Genomic DNA, 18,338 nt, shown 5'->3' with positions numbered 1-18,338 from the left:
TGTTGAAAGGTGATGTTCAATTGGAATTTGTTCAGTTTTAACCATAATTTATTATTATAGGTTATAAGTAATAAAAGTTTGGTTAGTAACTATAAATAGGAAATAGCATCAAGAGTTGTTTCTATATCATCTGGGTGCACAAAATCTAAGAAAGAGACACCTTTTAGTTCTTCAATTGGATAACCAAGTACTCTCTCCCATTCAGGATTTAAGCGGATAAACTCGCCTTTAGCATTGGCTATACACAAAAGGTCCAGACTTGAAGTGAAATATCGCTCTAGTTCATCACTCTTCTTTTTTAATAATTCCTCTGACCTTTTCCTTTCGGTAATATCTCGCACCGCAGCTACACGGATTTGTTTACCATCGTGCACAAAGTTATATGCTTCAATTTCAATTGGAATTACTGACCCATTTTTTTTCAAACCGCGAACCTCATAGGGTTTCGCAGTATCTTTGGTCATATGTTGCCTGACAATATCCAAATCATCGGGATGAAAAATGAATGGAAGTATATTCTTTCCTATGAGTTCATCCCGCGTATACCCCAGTATACGGGACAGTGCCTCATTGGCTTCAAGAACAGTCCCATCATCATGGATAGCTATACCCTCGAATGTTACATCCGATAGTAAGCGATACTTTTCCTCGCTTTCTCGAAGAGATTTTTCCGCCTGGTTGCGCACAAGACTTTCACCTATATGTGCTGCGATATCTTCAAGGTGTTCAATTATACCATGAGAAAAGAAATCAGTCTCATGATCATTTATTTGGAGAAGACCTACAATTTTATCTTTGGTGCGGATAGGCACAAGTGCCACTGAAGCAAAACCTTCATGAATACATTGGTTACGCGGGTGTGACCGTGGATCCTCATTGGGGGACAGATTAAGAAGAGGTAAGGAATTATTGGTCCAGCAACTACCTCTTGAAGTAAAAAGTGGATTCGAAGGATCGGTTTTTCCTGATATTACAAGACCACAGGTGCACTCTAGGCATACATTTCCGTCGGAATCTCTACAAAAGTTTTCATCCCTGTCGTCACTCATAATTATGGAGTTTTCCTCTTTAATAAAATCTTCAGTAAATCCTTCATAGCTTATATAAGGAAAATCTTCTCCATCCTTCAGACGGATACCAACTGCATCAGCCCCTGTACGCCTTTTCAGTAAGTCAACTACTTTTTGCATTAAGTCTTCAATGGGAGCAGATTCGCTGACAATACTAAGAATTTCATCACCTATATCATGATACAATTCGGTTCGTCTGCGCTCAGTTATGTCCCTTGCTATACTTTCTATTGCAACAATCTCTTCTTCATTGTTATAAATAAGAGTGTTTTTTTGTTCGGTCCAGATAACCTTTCCATCTCTTCTTATCCAGCGAAGTGTAACAGTAGTGCTATCTTCACCATCATAATTTATGAGTTCATTGAATAAATGGCGGTCATCCGGATGAACTAATTTTATTCCAAGATCAGGATCATCATAGTGTTCTTCAGGTGTGTATCCAAGCAGCTTTGTTGCTGCAGGACTTACATAGCTGAATCTTCTTTCGGGCTTGAATTCATATCTGTAGATAAGATCATCAGCATTTTCAGCCAACCTTCTGAAACGCTCCTCACTCTCTATGAGCTTAAGTTGTGTATTTTTGCGTTCAGTGATGTCCTGGAACACAGTGGCAAAAGTATCCTCATCGACCTTATAAGCACTAATGTTGTAATACCTTTGTAACGGCTCAGAAAACTCTTCAAAAGTAATAGGTGTACCAGTAAGTGCAACCTTTCCATATGTTTCTATAAATAAGGTACTTTCAATTCCGGGTAGTACCTCAGTTACTCGTCTTCCAAGAACATTATCAAGCTTTAGTCCTGTGTGTTCCTCAAATGCTTTATTGGCATCAAGGAAGATATAATCCACTGGATTACCTTCATCGTTCTTTATAATCCTATGGACAGCAACTGCACTGATGGCATTCTCAAAAAGACCACGAAACTTTTTTTCACTATTCTTAAGAGCTATTTCTGCTTCTTTTTGCTCTACCGTGTTCCACACAGAATCCATTAGTAAAGTCAACTGAAGTACATCTGTTTCAGTGTAGTCACTTTCTTTATTGGCAACACCTACTACAGCAGCTATTTTTTCATCCCTGAAAACAGGTATTGTCATGTATTTATAAAGTTCTACATGGCCTTCTGGATATCCTTTTTTCAAGGGATTTTGAGCCTGGAAATCGTTTATGATCATTGATCTGCGTTGCCTGACCGCTTCTCCCCATATACCAGTATCCTCAAGTCTGTATGTTGTATCAGGGTCACTAATAGAACATTCTTTCATCACTTCCCCCGACCATGTGTTCAATTTGAACTTTTTTTCAATTTCATCATAATGATAAATATAACCGATCTTACTGTCAGTAAGTCTAACAGCTTCATGTAGAGCATTGTCCAGTAGCTCCTGAATAGTATCATATTTTGACTGAAGAATATCAATAAGGGTTTTAAGGCGCGATTCCTGCAGAACAAGTTTCTCTTCAGTTCTTTTAAGATCAGTCATGTCTAAAGATATTCCGGCGGTAGCTATCAGTTTCCCATCATCATTAAATATTGGGAATTTTCGACTGGCTACGATACGCTCTTCTCCGTTTATATTAATCCTGGCCTCTTGTCTGATTTCCTTACCTTTTTGTAATGACTGGACCCGATATTCATTTTGCATATAGCTTTTTGCCGGCTCTTCATTCGGTGAAATATCGAGTATCTCTGCATCTGTTTTTCCAATCAGTTCAGCTACCGAATCCTTGTGGTTAGCCTTTGCAAAAGCCATATTGGCAGCTATGACCCTTAGGTTCAGGTCCTTGACAACACACATTTTTGATGTGTTTTCAACAATAGATGCCAGAAATAGTCTTTCTCTCTCTGCAAGCTTGCTTTCCGTAATGTCGTATATCATTGAATAGAGTAGTTTCTTTCCGTCAATGAGAATTGGACCGCTATGAACTTCAACATCACGGACCTCTCCGTTTGCAAGTCGATGTCTGAATAAGAAGTGATTTCGATCTTCATTTTCTGCTCTTTGCATCTCACATCGGATTTCATCTTCGGACAGGACATTTATTTCAAATATTTTCTTATCGGTCAGTTTCTCATAGGACCAACCATAGAATTCGCAGGCTGCCCTGTTCGCATCGATGATATCTGAGCTATCAGGATCTATCAGAAGCATTACTGCATGATTATCCCTGAATAAAGAAGCATACTTTGATTCTTTATTGCCAGAATTATTATCATTAGAAGGTTGTTCAGAGGTGTCCGGAACAGTTCTGTATTTTGAATTTGTGCCAAGATTCTTGTTAGAAATCAATTTATCAACACCTTAAACTATTATGCTTTTTGTTCATTAGATTGAAATGCTCCTGCAACTGGTAAATGGTAGAATAATAAATCATTGACAGAAGATTACATTTATTCCCATCAACCTATTTTTATATAATTAGACAAATGTGTAACATTTATATTTATACTTTCCTACAAATGCTGGATAGTAATCTTATAAATCAAAAATAGTTAATTTATATATTTTAATTTTGAAAGTACTCAAATACCTTATTATTAGAAATCTCAATGTCCTATGAATGTTTTTTGTTACTAGACTTCTATTGTTGTAAATGTTAACACTGTTTCTCAATAATTATATATAAATAAATTATATAATATATAAGTTGCTGATATTTGTAAGTAATTAAGATGAAGGGGCAGCCACAATTGTGTAACAATAAAACTGTTGAATAGGGTGATAATATGTTTGGTAATGATGAGAAATTAAAATCAGAAATAATAGACGTTGTAACAAAATTCATGGATGGAGACCTTGATTCCAGAATGGTGAAACAATCCAAACCTGAGAATGAAAAAGTTGCAGATAACATTAATAGCTTACTAGATGCTTTTTCTAGAACCAGAAATGAGATAGCAAATACGAAACAGCAAACAAGTGAATCTGACAATGAGTTCCTACTTAATCAAGTTCATAATCTTGTTGATGCAGCCGTTGATGGTAAACTTGATACAAGAGCAAATGTAGCTCAATTTACAGGTTCAGAAAAAGAAATACTTTCAGGGATCAATTCTCTTCTTGATGCAGTAATTGGTCCTCTTAATGTCTCAGCAGAATATATTGACCGCATTTCAAAAGGTGACATTCCTGAGAAAATAACTGATGACTACAAAGGAGATTTCAACGAGATCAAGAACAACCTCAATCAATGTATAGATGCTGTCAATATGCTTGTTGAGGATTCACTTATGCTTTCAAACGCCGGTGTTGAGGGACGTCTTGATACAAGAGCAGATTCTTCCAGACACAATGGTGATTTCCGAAAAGTTGTTGAAGGTGTCAATGACTGTCTTGATGCGGTTATCAATCCTCTGAACGTTGCTGCTGAATATGTAGATCGCATCTCCAAAGGAGATATTCCTGAAAAGATCACTGATGAGTACAAGGGTGATTTCAATGAGATCAAGAATAACCTCAATCAGTGTATAGAAGGTCTTGGCGGTATGGTGGAAGCAAATAATGTGTTACAGAGAATGGCAGCAAATGATCATACAATAGCTGTTGAAGGAAGTTATCAGGGGATCTATGCTGAAGTCGGTCAGGCTGTAAACGATGTCCGGGAAAGATTACTGCATATCACTGATACTGCCCAGAACATATCAAGAGGCGATATGGGTGACCTCGAAAAATATCGTCAGATCGGAGACGGTGCAGGAAGGCGTTCAGAAAATGATAATTTAGTTCCTGCTTTCATCCAGATGATGGAAAACGTCAATGGAATGATCAATGAGACAGTTGGGCTTACCGAAGCAGCTAAAGCCGGCAGACTTGATACCAGGGCTGATTCTTCATTATATGAAGGTGGTTTTAAAGTTGTGATCGATGGGATCAATGATACACTTGATTCAGTGATCGGCCCTCTGAATGTTGCAGCGGAATATGTTGACCGCATCTCCAAAGGTGATATCCCTGATAAGATCACAGATGAGTATAATGGTGATTTCAATGAGATCAACAACAACCTCAATCAGTGTATAGACTCTCTCAATGCTCTCATGTCAGAGACAGATAATCTGATAGATGCAGCGATCGAGGGTAAACTTTCTACCAGAGGTAATGTTGATGCATTTTCAGGAAAATATGCCGGCCTTGTTTCAAATATCAATCAGGTGATCGATACTCTTGTAGGCCACATTGATCAGATACCCACACCTTTTATGATCATCGATAAGGACTTCAATATTTCCTATATGAACAGAACAGGTGCATCTGTGATCGGCAAGGATGCAAAGGAATTGATCGGCGAAAAATGTTATGATAATTTTGATACATCGGATTGCCTTACTGATAAATGTGCATGTGCACGAGCTTTAAAGACCGGTAATAGTGAATCCAGTGAAACTAACGCTCATCCGGGCGGAAAGGATCTGTTCATTGACTATGAAGGTGTTCCTCTTAAGAACAGGAATGGAGAGATAATAGGTGCACTTGAAATTGTAATGGATAAAACAGATGTAAAACAAGCCATTGATGATGCAAGAACGAAAGCTGATTATCTTGAGAAGATACCAACTCCTGTAATGGTAGTTGATAAGGAGTTCAATGTTGAATTCATGAATCAGGCAGGTGCTTCAGCCGTGGGCAGCACTCCTGAGAAATGTATGGGTGAGAAGTGTTTCAAACTTTTCAATACAGGACATTGTAACACTGCTGAATGTCAGGTTGCAAAGGCCATGAAGACAGATGCTGTCTGTACCGATGATACCATCGCAAAATTACCTTCCGGTGAACTCCCTATACGCTACTCAGGTGCAGCTCTGAAGGACGAGAACGGTGAGGTTATCGGTGGTCTTGAATATGTTCTTGATATCAGTAAAGAAATGGAGATCACAAATGGCGTTCGTAATCTTGCAGAGGCTGCAGTAGCAGGCAGACTGGATGAACGTGCTGATCCTGAGAAGTTTGAAGGTAATTACAGGAATATTGTTGAAGGTGTAAACTCTACACTTGATGCTGTTATCGCCCCTCTGAACGTTGCAGCGGAATATATAGACCGCATCTCCAAAGGTGATATTCCTGATAAGATCACTGACGAGTATTATGGTGATTTCAATGAGATCAAGAACAACCTGAACCAGTGTATCGATGCTGTCAATGAGCTTGTCAGTGATGCAGTAATGCTTTCAGATGCAGGTGTTGATGGAAAACTCGAAACACGTGCTGATGTGAACAAACACAGTGGTGATTTCAGAAAGATCGTAGAAGGTGTCAACAATTGTCTTGATGCCATCGTAACACCGATCGAAGAAGCTTCAAGGATAATCAATGATTATTCTTCAGGTCGTCTTGACAGCAGGGTTTCCATAGAAACACGCGGAGATTTCAAAAAACTTTCCGATACACTTGATGATTTCGGCAGGGAACTGCAGGCAATAATTGCTGATTCCAATGAAGTACTTGATTCGATTGCCAATAATGATCTCACACGGGGTGTAGAGGTAGAAGCTGTCGGTGAGTTCAAAAAGCTTACAGCAGGTGTTGAGAAATGCAGAAGATCTCTTAACGATATTGTTGCAATAGTGCTTGAAAGTTCAGAGAACATAGCTGCAACATCTGAAGAAATGTCCGTGTCATCAGAAGAACTGACTTCTTCAGCAACCCAGATATCATCTACGGTTGAAGAAATGGCCAGAGGTGCACAGATGCAGTCCACTAAGACCGAAGAGGTCTCACTGGCAATGAATGATATGACTAATAGTGTCCAGGAAGTTGCATCTAATTCACAGAAAACCGCAGAAAGCGCAATGCAGTCTAACCAGCTTATTCAGAGCCTTGGAGATGTTTCACAGAATCTTATGGTAAAGATGGATAGTATAAAAACTGCATCCGGAGATTCTGCCCAACATATCAATGACCTGGCTGAAAAATCCGGTCAGATCGGTGAGATAGTCAACCTTATTACAAATATTGCCGATCAAACCAATCTACTTGCATTGAACGCAGCGATAGAAGCTGCCCGTGCAGGTGAACACGGACGTGGATTTGCGGTTGTTGCAGATGAGGTGCGTAAGCTGGCAGAGGAATCAGGTAATGCTGCCAAGCAGATTGCAGGACTGATACATGCTATGCAGGCAGGAACTGAGAATGCAGTGACCTCTATGGATCAGGCAACAACAGAAGTAGATACAGGTTATGAATCACTTCAAGAAGCTGTAACTTCAATAAGCAAAGTAATTGATGCCGGTGATGAGATCGTAAGTATGGTCCAGGACATTGCTGCTGCGGCTGAAGAACAATCAGCTTCCATCGAAGAAGTAACTTCTTCTGTAGATGAGGTCTCATCAATATCCGAGCAGTCTGCAGCAGGAACCCAGGAAGCTTCAGCAGCGGTAGAACAGCAGTCGGCATCCATGCAGGAACTTGCTTCTTCAGCACAGCAACTGACTGATGTGGCTGCACACATGAAATCCATTGTTGAGAGATTTAAAATAGATCAGCTTCAAAGAAATGGTGCAAAAGGAAAACAAAGTAAGCCTGATCAAGATGGTCAGTATGATGAACTAAAGAAAGCACTTGTATAATGCATTGGAGATATTAAATGCCAGAATCAACAATAAATGATGACAGCTCTTCAGAAGAGCTGCGTCAACTTGTTATTTGCAAACTTGTTAATGAAGAATATGGAGTTCAGATCTCTAATCTGACTACTCCAACGACTGAAGGAGTCTTAACCTTTTATTAGGTTAAGCAATTGCTGATTCATTGTCGGAACTTGCATTCCAGCTTTACAGCTGGTTGTAGAGGTCCCAACTCCACAGCCGTTAATTCCCGTGAGCCCCACGGTATTTTTGTATGTTATGGATTTTAAAAGGATGTTGATGCTTGCATTGATATCCCTGTCTATTTTAAGACCACAATGTTCACAATGAAATATCCTATCTTTAAGCTTGAGTTTAGTTTTTGATTTCTTTCCACATGCAGAACATGTCTGAGATGTATTTTTAGGATCAACCTTTTCCATGATTTTTCCTATCTCAGCAGTCTTGTACATTACATGTTGGACAAGTCTTCCCCAACTTGCATCGTGTATCGACTTCGATAGTTTTGAGTTCTTGACAAGGTTTTTTATCTTTAAATCTTCAAATACTATCAGGTCGTATTTTGCTACAAGCAACTTGCTCAGACAATGTGAAATATGATTGCGAGTACCTTTAACTTTTCTGTGAATCCTGTTCACTTTACGTTTTTGTTTAAGGTAGTTCTGAGAGCCATATTCCATATTGGAGAGTTTTCTCTGTTCAACTGCTAATCTTTTTTCTGCATTCCTGAGCAACTTTGGTGGTTCGATGAATTTACCATCAGATGTTGCTATCAAATTGTTCAATCCTAGATCGATACCTACCATAGTTAGTGGTATGATTGGTTCAGGATAATCAGGAAGTTCAATTGTTATGAAAGCAAACCATTTCTTGCCTTCTTTTTTGATCGTACATGTTTTCAATTGACCATTAAGGATATCGTTTTAACATCTATCTTTATCAGGTTGTTCTTATCAGTTATCTTAGACAAGAACAAGTTGTTTCCTCTTAGTTCCCAACCATTTCCATGTTGCTTGTATGTGAAACTATAGTAGTTTTCTTTACCTTTGAATCTTGGATGTCCTTTTCGAAGAAGACCATCATATTTGATAGGTTTCGAACTTTTTTTTCCAAGAAGAGAATAAGGAGGATTTGCTGCAGGAACATCCTTTCTTTTGACGAAAGTTCCTTTTCTTGGTTTGCTTCCTTTAAGTCTGCCATTTTTGATATCATCTAAGAACTTGAAGTATGCTTGTTGAACTCTTTCAAAAACATTAAGCCTTACTTGAGAATGGATATTGTTAGCATAGTCAAAGAACTTGAGTTGTTTTTCCAGCATTTGTGAATCTGGATATAATCCATAGATAGCATAGAGGTTAATTCTTGTTGAGAGAAGATCATTCCATAACTTCCTGCAGGTTTCCAGAGTTTCTTCCATCTTTACTTCCTGTTCAGGATTAGGGTGGATCAGAAACCTGAGATTTCTACAGTTCTGACCTTCTTTTCTGACCATGATATCACTCTAAAATCAACAACAGTATATTGTTTTCTTATTACTTTAATATTGCTTTGGAATGTTTGCTTTTTTTGTTCAATGAGATACGATTCCAATGTTGTTATGATGAGTTTATCAACAGTCAGTGGGGTACGATTCATCCTACGACTAAACAGGCTGTCCGATAATTTCATTTTATGGCAAAATCATATGAAAAAGAAGGCATTTAAAGCCTTTAAATCGAAAATGAAGGATTTTTATTATTACCAATAGTAATTGTCGGACAACCTGTAAAGTCGTAGGCTTTCTCTACCCCTACACCCCGTTATTCGTAAACTTCCAATAGAAACAAGAGAATGTTAGAAATGAGCTATTATGAACATAATTATCCATCCAACAAATTTTCACCATCAACCGTAAGACGATACTCCTGCTTGCTACTACGTGGTTTATCGGGTATTGTCATCTCAATATAACCGAGTTCCAGAAGGATTTTAACCTGCTTGTGCAGCTCTCCAGATACAGACTTATGTCCCAGTCCCTGAGCAAGTTCAGCTTTGCTTGCTTCACCTTCAGCCAGAAGAAGAACTACTTTAGCCGCAAGTTCAGACTTTAGCCGTGACTTTAGCCGTGACTCTGCTTCAGCCGTAATTGGGGTGGAAGTTTCAACTTTGATCCTTTCAGCCAGATAGACGATCAACCTCACTCTCATTCCCACTTCAATAATTTCAGGCTGAGGAAGCCCCAAAGCTTCAGCTTCATTGAACATCCGGCGAACGCCACTTCCCCATTGTTCTATCAGGTCCAGTTCTCTGAAAACACGAGCAATTACATGGTTACGTATCTTGGAAACACCTTGCAGCATGTCTTCAACTGTCAGACCTGGAAGCAGTATGCCAGGATTCTCTATTTCGATGCGGTCATCAAAAAAGGCGACTCTGACAGGTGCTCCTCTTTGTGAATAGTCACCGTGGACAACAGCGTTGATCACTGCTTCACGCAGGATGGTAAGTGGAATGCTCCATACATCCTTACGTCTCAATTCTGAAAAATCCGCACCTCGCATGGCATGTTTCTTGAGAAACTCCATTACTTTTTCAACTGCCACAGGTAGATGTTCATGGATATCTATATGATCGAAAATGTCTGCCTTATCCTTACCGATGAACCGTCCACATTGTATCCATGAATCCGGGAAGATTGTTTCACGGTCCTTTCCGAAAAGCAACATGCCACCTACTGTAGGTACCAGATGTCCCTGATGCAGGACAACAAGGCGCAGGGATTCCAAATCCTTTTTCACACGTTTCCTGTGCCTTTCAAAACAAGCTGATGCAGCTTCAAAGTCCAGATCATCATCGGTCCTGTCTGGAAGTGGTTGTTCATCAAAAGATATACCCGCAGTGGTACGCTTAAGCTCTGCAATAAGTTCCCTGTCAGCTTTTCGGTTAGTAGAACCCAGTCGGACATAAACACCTTCATCTGACCCTTCTTTTCTCATCCAGTGAGGGCGCAGACCGCTTGGATAAACTTCTACACTTAGCAGGGTCTTATCCTCAAGAGAGAGTAACTCAACATTTGGAACTAAACGGGGTTCTATGTTGTCAGCTATAAGGTTGCAAAGACGTTCTTCTTCATCTAGAGGATTCTTTACTCCAAGTATTTCCCTGGTATCATCCTCTATCCCGATAAGCAAACGCCCTCCTGCTGTGTTGGCAAATGCTACAAGTGTTTTAAGGATATTTCTGGGCGAGGAGATGTCACGCTTGAACTCCAGCGTTTTTCCCTCTGGCATGGTGACAAGTTGAGATGCTGGAGGGTTCATCCTTTCACCATCCAATAAGAATCAACATCCTTAATCTGCATTGCCACTTTTAACAGGATCTCTCTCTTCACATTTCATGACTGGCAGTTAGTTGGCTTCAAAATTATTTAAACATGGTCTTTTTATAGGACTTCAATTTATGTAAGTCAAGGTGTAGTTTCATCTTTTCTCTTTTAATTTTCCTGTAGACCTTTTTGCACTGCTATTTCCTTGTGATAGTTCTCTACAAGATAGAAAAAGCTAATCAGAGAATTATTCTGCTTGTAATTATTTGAGTTTCATCTCACGAAGGATTTTCCTTGTTTCTTCTGGACTTCTGCGGAGATCAACTCTTTTTTCAGATTTAGTGCTGGAATCTTCAGCAAGCAAAACATCAGCGATTATTTCAGAACCTTCCGGTGTAACGACAAGAGTGTCTTCTGTTAAATATTTTCCAGTCATTTTATCCTCCTACTTTTTGTGATGTTTACTTCTAAAAAACGCTTGATTTATAAAATACTTCTGATGAGAAACATTAAAAAATCAATTTTCTTATTTATTGAATTATTGTCTCAAAATACACCAGAGTTATAGATTATAATCGTCAATTTCATCCATTTTGAAAACAAATAAGTTGTGAAGTAAAAAATATGTGGGAATTCAAACAAGTAATCGTGATACCTGAAGATGTTGAAATATCTCCCGGGAAACTTGGAGTCCAGGTTGCTCATGCATCTATAACTCCACTACTCAAAAATCTGGACCTTCTTGATGATATTAAAGAATGGTTCGATGATGGAAAACAACAAAAGAAAGTCGTTCTGAAGACCAAGAATCGAACCAAATTGTTGAACTTCAGAGACAAAACCATTGATGAAGGATACATCTGTGAACTCATACGCGATGCTGGAAGGACAGAAGTCGAACTAGGGACAATTACAGCATTGGTTTTCTTTCCGATGAAGAGTGAAGATATTGATAAATTAACAAAGAAACTGAGTTTATTCTAATGAAAACAGTAGCATACGATCTATAGGATGGAGTTTCTCAATGATAATTGCTATGGGTTGTGCCGCCTGCGGCGGATGGCTGTACTGTTTTTAGTTACTAAAGAGAATTATAGATTTGAATCCACTTGTTTTATCTTTTGATTATGAACCTATTTCAAAACTCCTCTTACAGCTTTTTCCAGCACAACCTGAAACATGCAATATCTAGTATTCTTTTGAAAACAACATTACGCTTTTTTCATATTTGAGAATCCTGGCTATCTTCTGACATACCACGAATACGCGTAAAATACGCGCAAAACGCATAAAATACGTGTATATCAAAAAGTTCATTCATTCAAAACTAGAATGTGCCTTTTGCATGTCTTTTATGAATGATGGATCCATTCCACTTCAGCCGACGTAGTAAAGTATATGCCAGGTATTTTTCTTTGATGAATTTCCCCTTTGCCTGAGATATTGCGAGTAGTAATGCAGAGTGAGAAGAAAAGAGAGGTACTTAGCAATGGAGATGGAATAACTAAAAAAGTAGTTGGTGTTGTTTCATGCAACAATGGCCAACGATTCTGAACCCGCAGGTAAATTCATTGAATTGAGTGTAGATACACCGGTTTCACGAAGAAGCTTGTGATTTCTTTTTTGGACACTCATTGTTAACTTTAATTCGATTGTTTTTGGGGAAATATCAATGTTTACATTCAGATTCTGACATTTTTGAACATCGAATTTCTTAACTCCAAATCTACGAGAGGCATCAATAATTTCCACACCCATGATAGAATTGTCTTCACCGATATCCAAAATTATTCCATCTACATCGATGGATGACTTATATTTCACACCTTTAGAATATGCGAAAAAGCTGTCATTTTGATAATCATAATCGGTTGAACCATCACGCTTACTCTTGCGCTCGCTCATCGTCTCTCATTCTCCTCTTGGATGTTTCTTTAAAACATGTCACTAAAGAATATTGGATAGGATCTAAGTCCTTTACACCAAATATTATTATTAAATCGTAATCTTCATACCTACTGGTGTGCAATCGAAGATGGTGTGGTAAACTTCTTTTGAAAACTCCTCTCCAAAACGAGTGTCAATCCTTTTTCGGAAATGCATTGTTTCATGGATATTTTCCACAGTGATTGTGGACAGATACTGATCAAATGCGTAGATATCCAATGATTCCATATGTAACTCCTCTGTAGTAAGTATGCTAATTAGGTATATACGTTGTCATTTGTAAGGTTTCTCACATCAATCATGCTCCGTATCATAAATCAAATGGAATCCCTTCATGGAAGTGAACATATTTACAGGTTTAGCATTTCAAGCAAAAACAACCCCTTTCATGAAGTGGAGATATTTACAAAGTTCACTGCTTCATTCAAATGGGACCCCCTCTATGGAAGTGGAAACTTAAGAAATCAACAAAGTTGGTTATTATTGGATGTGCCGCCTGCGGCGGGATGCTTGTACTGGTTTCTAGTCAATTTCCCCAGCCTGCCAGCCTTCAACTGTCGAAAATGGAGCTTGAAATCCATAGTATAGGAAATACTTCATTGATTACACTAAATGAGATCAATTCTTTGATTATTACAAATGGAAATTTAAAATTAGAGTATGAAAACCTCATTCAAAGTTTTATAAATGACTTGAAGAGACAAATACAAGGAGCAGGTCGATATTGGGTGAACAGAGAAAGGGTATTTTGTAATTAATACTAAAATTGAAATCATCAATTAGCAATTAATTTAAATATAATCATGTTTTATCTTCGATATACTCGTAAAAATCACGAAAATTACAATTAAATCCATATAATAAGTTGGTATCGATATGTTAATTGAATTCAAAGCTGAGAACTTTCGCTCAATTAAGGATGAGATCACTTTTAGTTTACTGGCATCATCAGACAGGGCGCTTGAGGAGAATCTGATCGAGCCGGATGCCCTGAAGAAAAATGACAGGCTGGTGAAAAGTGCTGTCGTTTATGGGGCTAATGCATCCGGAAAGAGCAATGTTCTTTTAGCAATGTTCAACCTGCAGAATCTGGTGATGACGTCGGTCAAGAATCAGGATGGAGATCTGCTTCCATTCGAGCCGTTCAAGCTGACACCGGAATGTATGTCTAAGCCCAGCAGGTTCAGTGTGTTTTTCATCAAGAACAATGTCAGGTACAGGTATGCTGTATCATATGACAGGACAAAGATAATCGATGAAGAACTTTATTATTACCCGAACAACAGGGAAGCACTCGTTTTTGAAAGAAGAAACACAACTGAATTCAAATTCACGATTGATAAAAGAGTTCAGAACGATATCTCAAAGAGAACTCTGAGTAATGTCCTTTATCTCTCCAACTCCGCACAGCAGAATTACGCTAAGACCCTGGAAGCCTTCAAATGGTTCAGGGAAGACCTGAGAATAATTGGTGCAAGGACATTATCAGAGCAGGGTGAATATACAATACAAATGCTCAATCAGGATGACGACTCGAAAAAAGCCATTCTGAGATCACTTGAAAGAGCAGACCTTGGTCTAAAGGATATTATTGCAAGTATAGAAGACATAGATCCTACTGAACTTCCGGTTGAAATAACGAACCATCTGCCACGAGGCTTTGATAAAGCTAATGGGAAGTTGCAAAAAATAGACATCAACACATTCCACCTTGTAAAAGATAAAGATGGCAAGGAACACAGCATCTCATTTGATTTCAACACTGAGGAATCCGATGGTACAAGAAGATTCTTCACTCTAATAGGACCATGGCTGAATGCACTAAATAAAGGGCAGGTCCTGTTTGTAGATGAGCTGGAACTAAAGCTGCATCCAATGCTTAGTGAACACCTGGTCAAACTCTTCCATGACAAGAGTTACAATAAGAACAATGCCCAGTTAATAATAACGACCCATAACACCAACCTGCTCAATGATGAGATATTCAGAAGGGATCAGATATGGTTCACTGAAAAAGATGCTGATGCAGGGAATACGGATCTTTATTCACTTCTGGAATTCCAGGTTCGCAAAGATCAGAACATCCTGAAAGGATACCTGATGGGAAGATACGGAGCACTGCCATTCATCTCATCCTGAGGGGATTTTGACATGGGAGACTACAGCCGAAGAAAACGTGGTCAAAGACCTACAAGGAATAAAATGATCATAATCTGTGAAGGTGAAAAGACCGAACCAATGTACTTTGAAAATTACAGAACCCCACAGAACAACGTCGATGTCATTCCTATTCCATCAAGCCGTAAAGATGTCGGAAGCATTGTTAAATTTGCTAAAAAAAAGGTGCAAGATCTGGACATCAACGGTGGTGATTCCATCTGGTGCGTCTTTGATTGCGACGAGAACACAGATGACAATATCTCAAAAGCATACAGGTATGCCGGAAGATCCATCAATATGTGCTTCTCAAACCCCTCCTTTGAACTCTGGTTCCTTCTTCATTTTAGCTATACAGACGCATCACTTCAAAACGAAGGTTTGATAGAACTTTTAAAAAGACAGATTACAGATTACAGTAAGAGCAGAGATTACTTTCAAACTCTTGAACCTCTAACTGATACAGCAGTGAAAAACGCTAAAAAACTGGAAAAACTTCACCTTGATAACGGAACTGATCTAAATAGTACGGAAAGTAATCCATCAACACAGGTTTACAGAATAATTGAAGTAATTAGAGACTTCAATAAATAACCGTATAAAATAATTATCACATCATTTCAATCTTCTATAGACTTTTACAGAATGATTTTTTGTGAATGGGATTGAAGACATTCTCTTCATCAAGGAGTGAAAACTGTCAATCACTCTACAGTAGAATCTGAAAGATAATCTTCCAATGTCAGCAGCAAAACATTTTCCTGCTTTGCTATCTCATGCAAGTTCTTAGTAAAACCGGACTTGCTGATAAGGGCAAAATGTTCTTTTCTTTCAGGGAACCATTTCACATGAGCTGCCTTCTCTTTCAGACTGTAATAGACATCTGCATTGATCTTCTGCTTTTGCCATTTGCACTCACAGAAAAGTATATTCTTTGTTTCCGGGTCAAGGGCCACAAGATCGATTTCATAATCGTTTTTCCCTTTTGGCATCTTAGGTATTTTTCCCCACTGCCTTCCAATAGACTTGAACTTGAATGGAAGTCTGTCATGGAGATTCAGATCCATGAGCATTTCTTTGCTGACCTGCTCAAATGTTTCTCCCAGATAACGATCATAACTTTTTTTCAGGTCTTCAATAGCATGTGAACTGTCGCCTGCTTCTATGGAATCCTTGTGTACCAGCACATACCTGAACCAGAAACGCAGGAAAGGGTCATCTATAACATAAATTGTCTTACGAGTAGATGTTTTTTCTGCGACAGGATGCTCTTTTCTTAAGAATCCAAGTTTCATCAACGTATCTACATAATAGGACAGATCCTTTGTTTCTATGAATGCACCGGCAGCAATCTCTCCTGCTCTTGATGCACCTTTTGAGATGGAGTAAAGTATGTTCATGTAGGTGGCAGGTTCTCTTAACTCTTCACGCAGCAGGAATTCACCTTCTGCATAAAGTACAGCTTCTTTGGAGAAAATTGACTGTTCAAGGTTCTCGTAAAATCCTTTTTCAGGATCAAAGAACCTGAGATAGAAAGGTATGCCTCCTGTTGCCCCATATATTTGCATCAATTCTTCCGGCTTATATCCCGGGAAAAAACCGGAAATGTGATGGAAACTTAAAGGCATGACCTGTATCTGTCCTGTTCGCCTGCCGTAAAGAGGACTTGAATAGGAAAGGGTTGTTTTTTCCATCATGGAAATGGAAGAACCGCAGAGAATAAGATGGAAAGATCTTCCTTTGAGTATCTCATCAACAATTAGCTGGAATACCGATGGTATGGATTCATCAGCCTGTGCCAGATAAGAGAACTCATCGATAACAATAACAAGTTTCCGGTCTTCTTTCCATTGTCTTCTTATGTATTCGAACACACCATCAAATGTCTCAGCAGCAGGTTCCATGTCATTGAACAGGCTTGAAGCTCTTTTCCTGAATCTAAGAGTATTGGATAGTGTTCCTCGCATATCCGCCAGAAAGAAAATGTGAGGCTTATCCTTCACGAACTGCTGGATAAGCTCTGTTTTGCCAACCCGCCTGCGTCCATAGATGACGGTAAATGAAAAGTCACTGGAGTTATAATCCCTGTTAAGAGATTCCAGTTCTTGAACACGGTTAACAAAATTACGGAACATAATAATTATGATTTAGTTTCGTATTATTTATAGGTTATGGGTTTTTGTTCATAGGAGGCAGATTTCTCTACAAAACTTGATTAGTAAAATCAAGCACTAAATCTGCTTCACAGCTTTTTCAATAATTTAATGTAACGATATTTGTTGTTTCCAGAAATAACAAGTTTTGTGTCTTTATCAAAAATAGAAGTACCTACTTCAAGACGCACCCAATCTTTTCCATAACACTTGACAAGTAAGTCATCAAATTTAATTTCAGTAATATTTAATCTATCTCTTACCGGTTTGAAAATTTTCTGGATTTCTATAGAACTGGAAGTTAATTCTCCCAATTTACCTACCTCTTCACTAAGTATCCTATAGAACTGATCAAGATTTACATCCCACTCTATTTCTTTTGTAACGCCTGCCAGATAGTGAAGAATCATTATTGAGAGTCCATCTCTTAGAAGTGACATATCTTTTATATTCTCATCTTGAAGTGCTTGTAGTAATTCATCGAAAGAGCTAGGCTTTTTCAAATCATTATTAATCAATTTTTTCTGAGATGATTTGAGTAAATTTTCCGTTGAGTCGATTGAGAAATTATCTTTTAATCCTAAATTTCCAGATAATGATGCCAGATGACGTTAGTAAAATGTTATTGTCAAGGCTTTCCCTGAAACCTGAAGGAATGGACAGTGAAGAGTTCTTCAGTATCCTGAAGGAAGAGAAAGTCCAGGGCTTCGAAAAGCTGCCTGAAGATATCCACAAGTCTGAACGACGAACTAAAAAAAGGAATCTTTTGATGTTACTAAACAAACGATATCTGGAAAGACTTGAGGATATGGGATATATTCAACGGGAAAAGGTAGGAAGAAGAACTATCACAAAAATAACCGAATCGGGTCAGTATATTGCGCATGTGAGTGGTTTAATGAAATGATTTCGTTAGCTGTTTGGCAAAGAAAATCTAATCACCATTAGCTGATAATTTTTCTCTGCATATCTTTCAAAGACCGAAACACCATATCATAAGCAAACTTCTCATTTTCATCCAACTGGTCCCAATTAGCAGCATGTGAAATAACTATTGATCTGTACTCTCCTTTTCCACTCTCAGAACGTATCATCATTTTTTCCTCGTTGGCATATTGCCATT

16 protein-coding genes are annotated in these 18,338 nt (G+C 38.5%); 6 read left to right on the top strand and 10 right to left on the bottom strand.

Annotated elements, in window-relative coordinates; genetic code table 11:
• Positions 1–89: 89 nt before the first annotated feature.
• Positions 90–3,362: a PAS domain S-box protein gene (locus tag J2746_RS03990; RefSeq protein ID WP_209616641.1), complete on the bottom strand. Its 3,273-nt coding sequence runs from the start codon at positions 3,360–3,362 to the stop codon at positions 90–92.
• A gap of 437 nt (positions 3,363–3,799) precedes the next feature.
• On the opposite strand from J2746_RS03990, the gene J2746_RS03985 reads away from it, so the two are divergent.
• Entirely contained in the window at positions 3,800–7,636 is a 3,837-nt protein-coding gene (locus tag J2746_RS03985) for a methyl-accepting chemotaxis protein (protein WP_209616638.1), read from the top strand.
• A 17-nt stretch (positions 7,637–7,653) separates the two neighbouring features.
• On the top strand, positions 7,654–7,797 hold the full coding sequence (locus J2746_RS03980; protein ID WP_209616635.1) for a hypothetical protein: 144 nt from the start codon (positions 7,654–7,656) through the stop codon (positions 7,795–7,797).
• Here the strand turns inward: J2746_RS03980 and J2746_RS14635 are convergent.
• The 4 genes from J2746_RS14635 to J2746_RS03965 form a co-directional block, all read right to left on the bottom strand.
• Positions 7,783–8,556: an RNA-guided endonuclease InsQ/TnpB family protein gene (locus J2746_RS14635; protein WP_245249968.1), complete on the bottom strand. Its 774-nt coding sequence runs from the start codon at positions 8,554–8,556 to the stop codon at positions 7,783–7,785. The genes J2746_RS03980 and J2746_RS14635 overlap by 15 nt on opposite strands.
• Positions 8,553–9,146, bottom strand: a complete 594-nt coding sequence (locus J2746_RS14630; RefSeq protein WP_245249967.1) for a helix-turn-helix domain-containing protein — start codon at positions 9,144–9,146, stop codon at positions 8,553–8,555. The genes J2746_RS14635 and J2746_RS14630 overlap by 4 nt, the downstream gene beginning before the upstream one ends.
• Before the next feature lie 367 nt (positions 9,147–9,513).
• Positions 9,514–10,953 (bottom strand): AlbA family DNA-binding domain-containing protein, encoded by a 1,440-nt coding sequence (locus J2746_RS03970; RefSeq protein WP_209616632.1) that lies wholly within the window; start codon positions 10,951–10,953, stop codon positions 9,514–9,516.
• A 267-nt stretch (positions 10,954–11,220) separates the two neighbouring features.
• Positions 11,221–11,394 (bottom strand): hypothetical protein, encoded by a 174-nt coding sequence (locus J2746_RS03965; RefSeq protein ID WP_209616630.1) that lies wholly within the window; start codon positions 11,392–11,394, stop codon positions 11,221–11,223.
• Positions 11,395–11,582: 188 nt separating this feature from the next.
• Here J2746_RS03965 and pth2 point away from each other — a divergent pair, with 188 nt between their 5' ends.
• On the top strand, positions 11,583–11,942 hold the full coding sequence (gene pth2, locus J2746_RS03960) for an aminoacyl-tRNA hydrolase (protein WP_209616628.1): 360 nt from the start codon (positions 11,583–11,585) through the stop codon (positions 11,940–11,942).
• A gap of 543 nt (positions 11,943–12,485) precedes the next feature.
• Here the strand turns inward: pth2 and J2746_RS03955 are convergent.
• Complete coding sequence (locus J2746_RS03955) at positions 12,486–12,863, bottom strand: DUF2283 domain-containing protein (RefSeq protein ID WP_209616625.1); 378 nt, start codon at positions 12,861–12,863, stop codon at positions 12,486–12,488.
• 90 nt (positions 12,864–12,953) lie between these two features.
• The gene (locus tag J2746_RS03950; RefSeq protein ID WP_209616622.1) at positions 12,954–13,133 is read right to left on the bottom strand and encodes a hypothetical protein; all 180 of its coding nucleotides are present in this window, start codon (positions 13,131–13,133) and stop codon (positions 12,954–12,956) included.
• Between the two features lie 648 nt (positions 13,134–13,781).
• Here J2746_RS03950 and J2746_RS03945 point away from each other — a divergent pair.
• A complete protein-coding gene (locus tag J2746_RS03945) occupies positions 13,782–15,044 on the top strand; it encodes an AAA family ATPase (RefSeq protein WP_209616620.1) in 1,263 nt (420 codons plus the stop codon).
• A 12-nt stretch (positions 15,045–15,056) separates the two neighbouring features.
• Positions 15,057–15,656 carry an RloB family protein gene (locus tag J2746_RS03940; protein ID WP_209616617.1) on the top strand — a complete coding sequence of 200 codons (600 nt, stop codon included), beginning with the start codon at positions 15,057–15,059 and terminating at the stop codon, positions 15,654–15,656.
• A gap of 110 nt (positions 15,657–15,766) precedes the next feature.
• On the opposite strand, the gene J2746_RS03935 is transcribed toward J2746_RS03940, so the two are convergent.
• Together J2746_RS03935 and J2746_RS03930 are read right to left on the bottom strand one after the other, a co-directional pair.
• Positions 15,767–17,197 carry an ATP-binding protein gene (locus J2746_RS03935; RefSeq protein WP_209616614.1) on the bottom strand — a complete coding sequence of 477 codons (1,431 nt, stop codon included), beginning with the start codon at positions 17,195–17,197 and terminating at the stop codon, positions 15,767–15,769.
• 107 nt (positions 17,198–17,304) lie between these two features.
• Positions 17,305–17,718 (bottom strand): hypothetical protein, encoded by a 414-nt coding sequence (locus J2746_RS03930; RefSeq protein ID WP_209616612.1) that lies wholly within the window; start codon positions 17,716–17,718, stop codon positions 17,305–17,307.
• 92 nt (positions 17,719–17,810) lie between these two features.
• On the opposite strand from J2746_RS03930, the gene J2746_RS03925 reads away from it, so the two are divergent.
• Complete coding sequence (locus J2746_RS03925) at positions 17,811–18,122, top strand: DUF6293 family protein (protein ID WP_425342640.1); 312 nt, start codon at positions 17,811–17,813, stop codon at positions 18,120–18,122.
• A gap of 37 nt (positions 18,123–18,159) precedes the next feature.
• Here J2746_RS03925 and J2746_RS03920 read toward each other — a convergent pair whose 3' ends face one another.
• The gene (locus J2746_RS03920; protein WP_209616606.1) at positions 18,160–18,312 is read right to left on the bottom strand and encodes a hypothetical protein; all 153 of its coding nucleotides are present in this window, start codon (positions 18,310–18,312) and stop codon (positions 18,160–18,162) included.
• Between the last annotated feature and the right edge of the window lie 26 nt (positions 18,313–18,338).

The organism is Methanolobus bombayensis (assembly GCF_017873415.1).
Taxonomy (GTDB): Archaea; Halobacteriota; Methanosarcinia; order Methanosarcinales; family Methanosarcinaceae; genus Methanolobus; species Methanolobus bombayensis.
This window is presented reverse-complemented; position numbering and strand designations above follow the sequence as displayed.

Bases quoted from the DNA above. Each gene is read 5' to 3' on its own strand.
- J2746_RS03985 (WP_209616638.1), top strand. From the start codon at position 3,800: ATGTTTGGTAATGATGAGAAATTAAAATCAGAAATAATAGACGTTGTA.
- J2746_RS03980 (WP_209616635.1), top strand. From the start codon at position 7,654: ATGCCAGAATCAACAATAAATGATGACAGCTCTTCAGAAGAGCTGCGT.
- J2746_RS14630 (WP_245249967.1), bottom strand. From the start codon at position 9,146: ATGGTCAGAAAAGAAGGTCAGAACTGTAGAAATCTCAGGTTTCTGATC.
- J2746_RS03970 (WP_209616632.1), bottom strand. From the start codon at position 10,953: ATGAACCCTCCAGCATCTCAACTTGTCACCATGCCAGAGGGAAAAACG.
- J2746_RS03965 (WP_209616630.1), bottom strand. From the start codon at position 11,394: ATGACTGGAAAATATTTAACAGAAGACACTCTTGTCGTTACACCGGAA.
- pth2 (WP_209616628.1), top strand. From the start codon at position 11,583: ATGTGGGAATTCAAACAAGTAATCGTGATACCTGAAGATGTTGAAATA.
- J2746_RS03955 (WP_209616625.1), bottom strand. From the start codon at position 12,863: ATGAGCGAGCGCAAGAGTAAGCGTGATGGTTCAACCGATTATGATTAT.
- J2746_RS03950 (WP_209616622.1), bottom strand. From the start codon at position 13,133: ATGGAATCATTGGATATCTACGCATTTGATCAGTATCTGTCCACAATC.
- J2746_RS03945 (WP_209616620.1), top strand. From the start codon at position 13,782: ATGTTAATTGAATTCAAAGCTGAGAACTTTCGCTCAATTAAGGATGAG.
- J2746_RS03940 (WP_209616617.1), top strand. From the start codon at position 15,057: ATGGGAGACTACAGCCGAAGAAAACGTGGTCAAAGACCTACAAGGAAT.
- J2746_RS03935 (WP_209616614.1), bottom strand. From the start codon at position 17,197: ATGTTCCGTAATTTTGTTAACCGTGTTCAAGAACTGGAATCTCTTAAC.
- J2746_RS03925 (WP_425342640.1), top strand. From the start codon at position 17,811: ATGATGCCAGATGACGTTAGTAAAATGTTATTGTCAAGGCTTTCCCTG.
- J2746_RS03920 (WP_209616606.1), bottom strand. From the start codon at position 18,312: ATGATGATACGTTCTGAGAGTGGAAAAGGAGAGTACAGATCAATAGTT.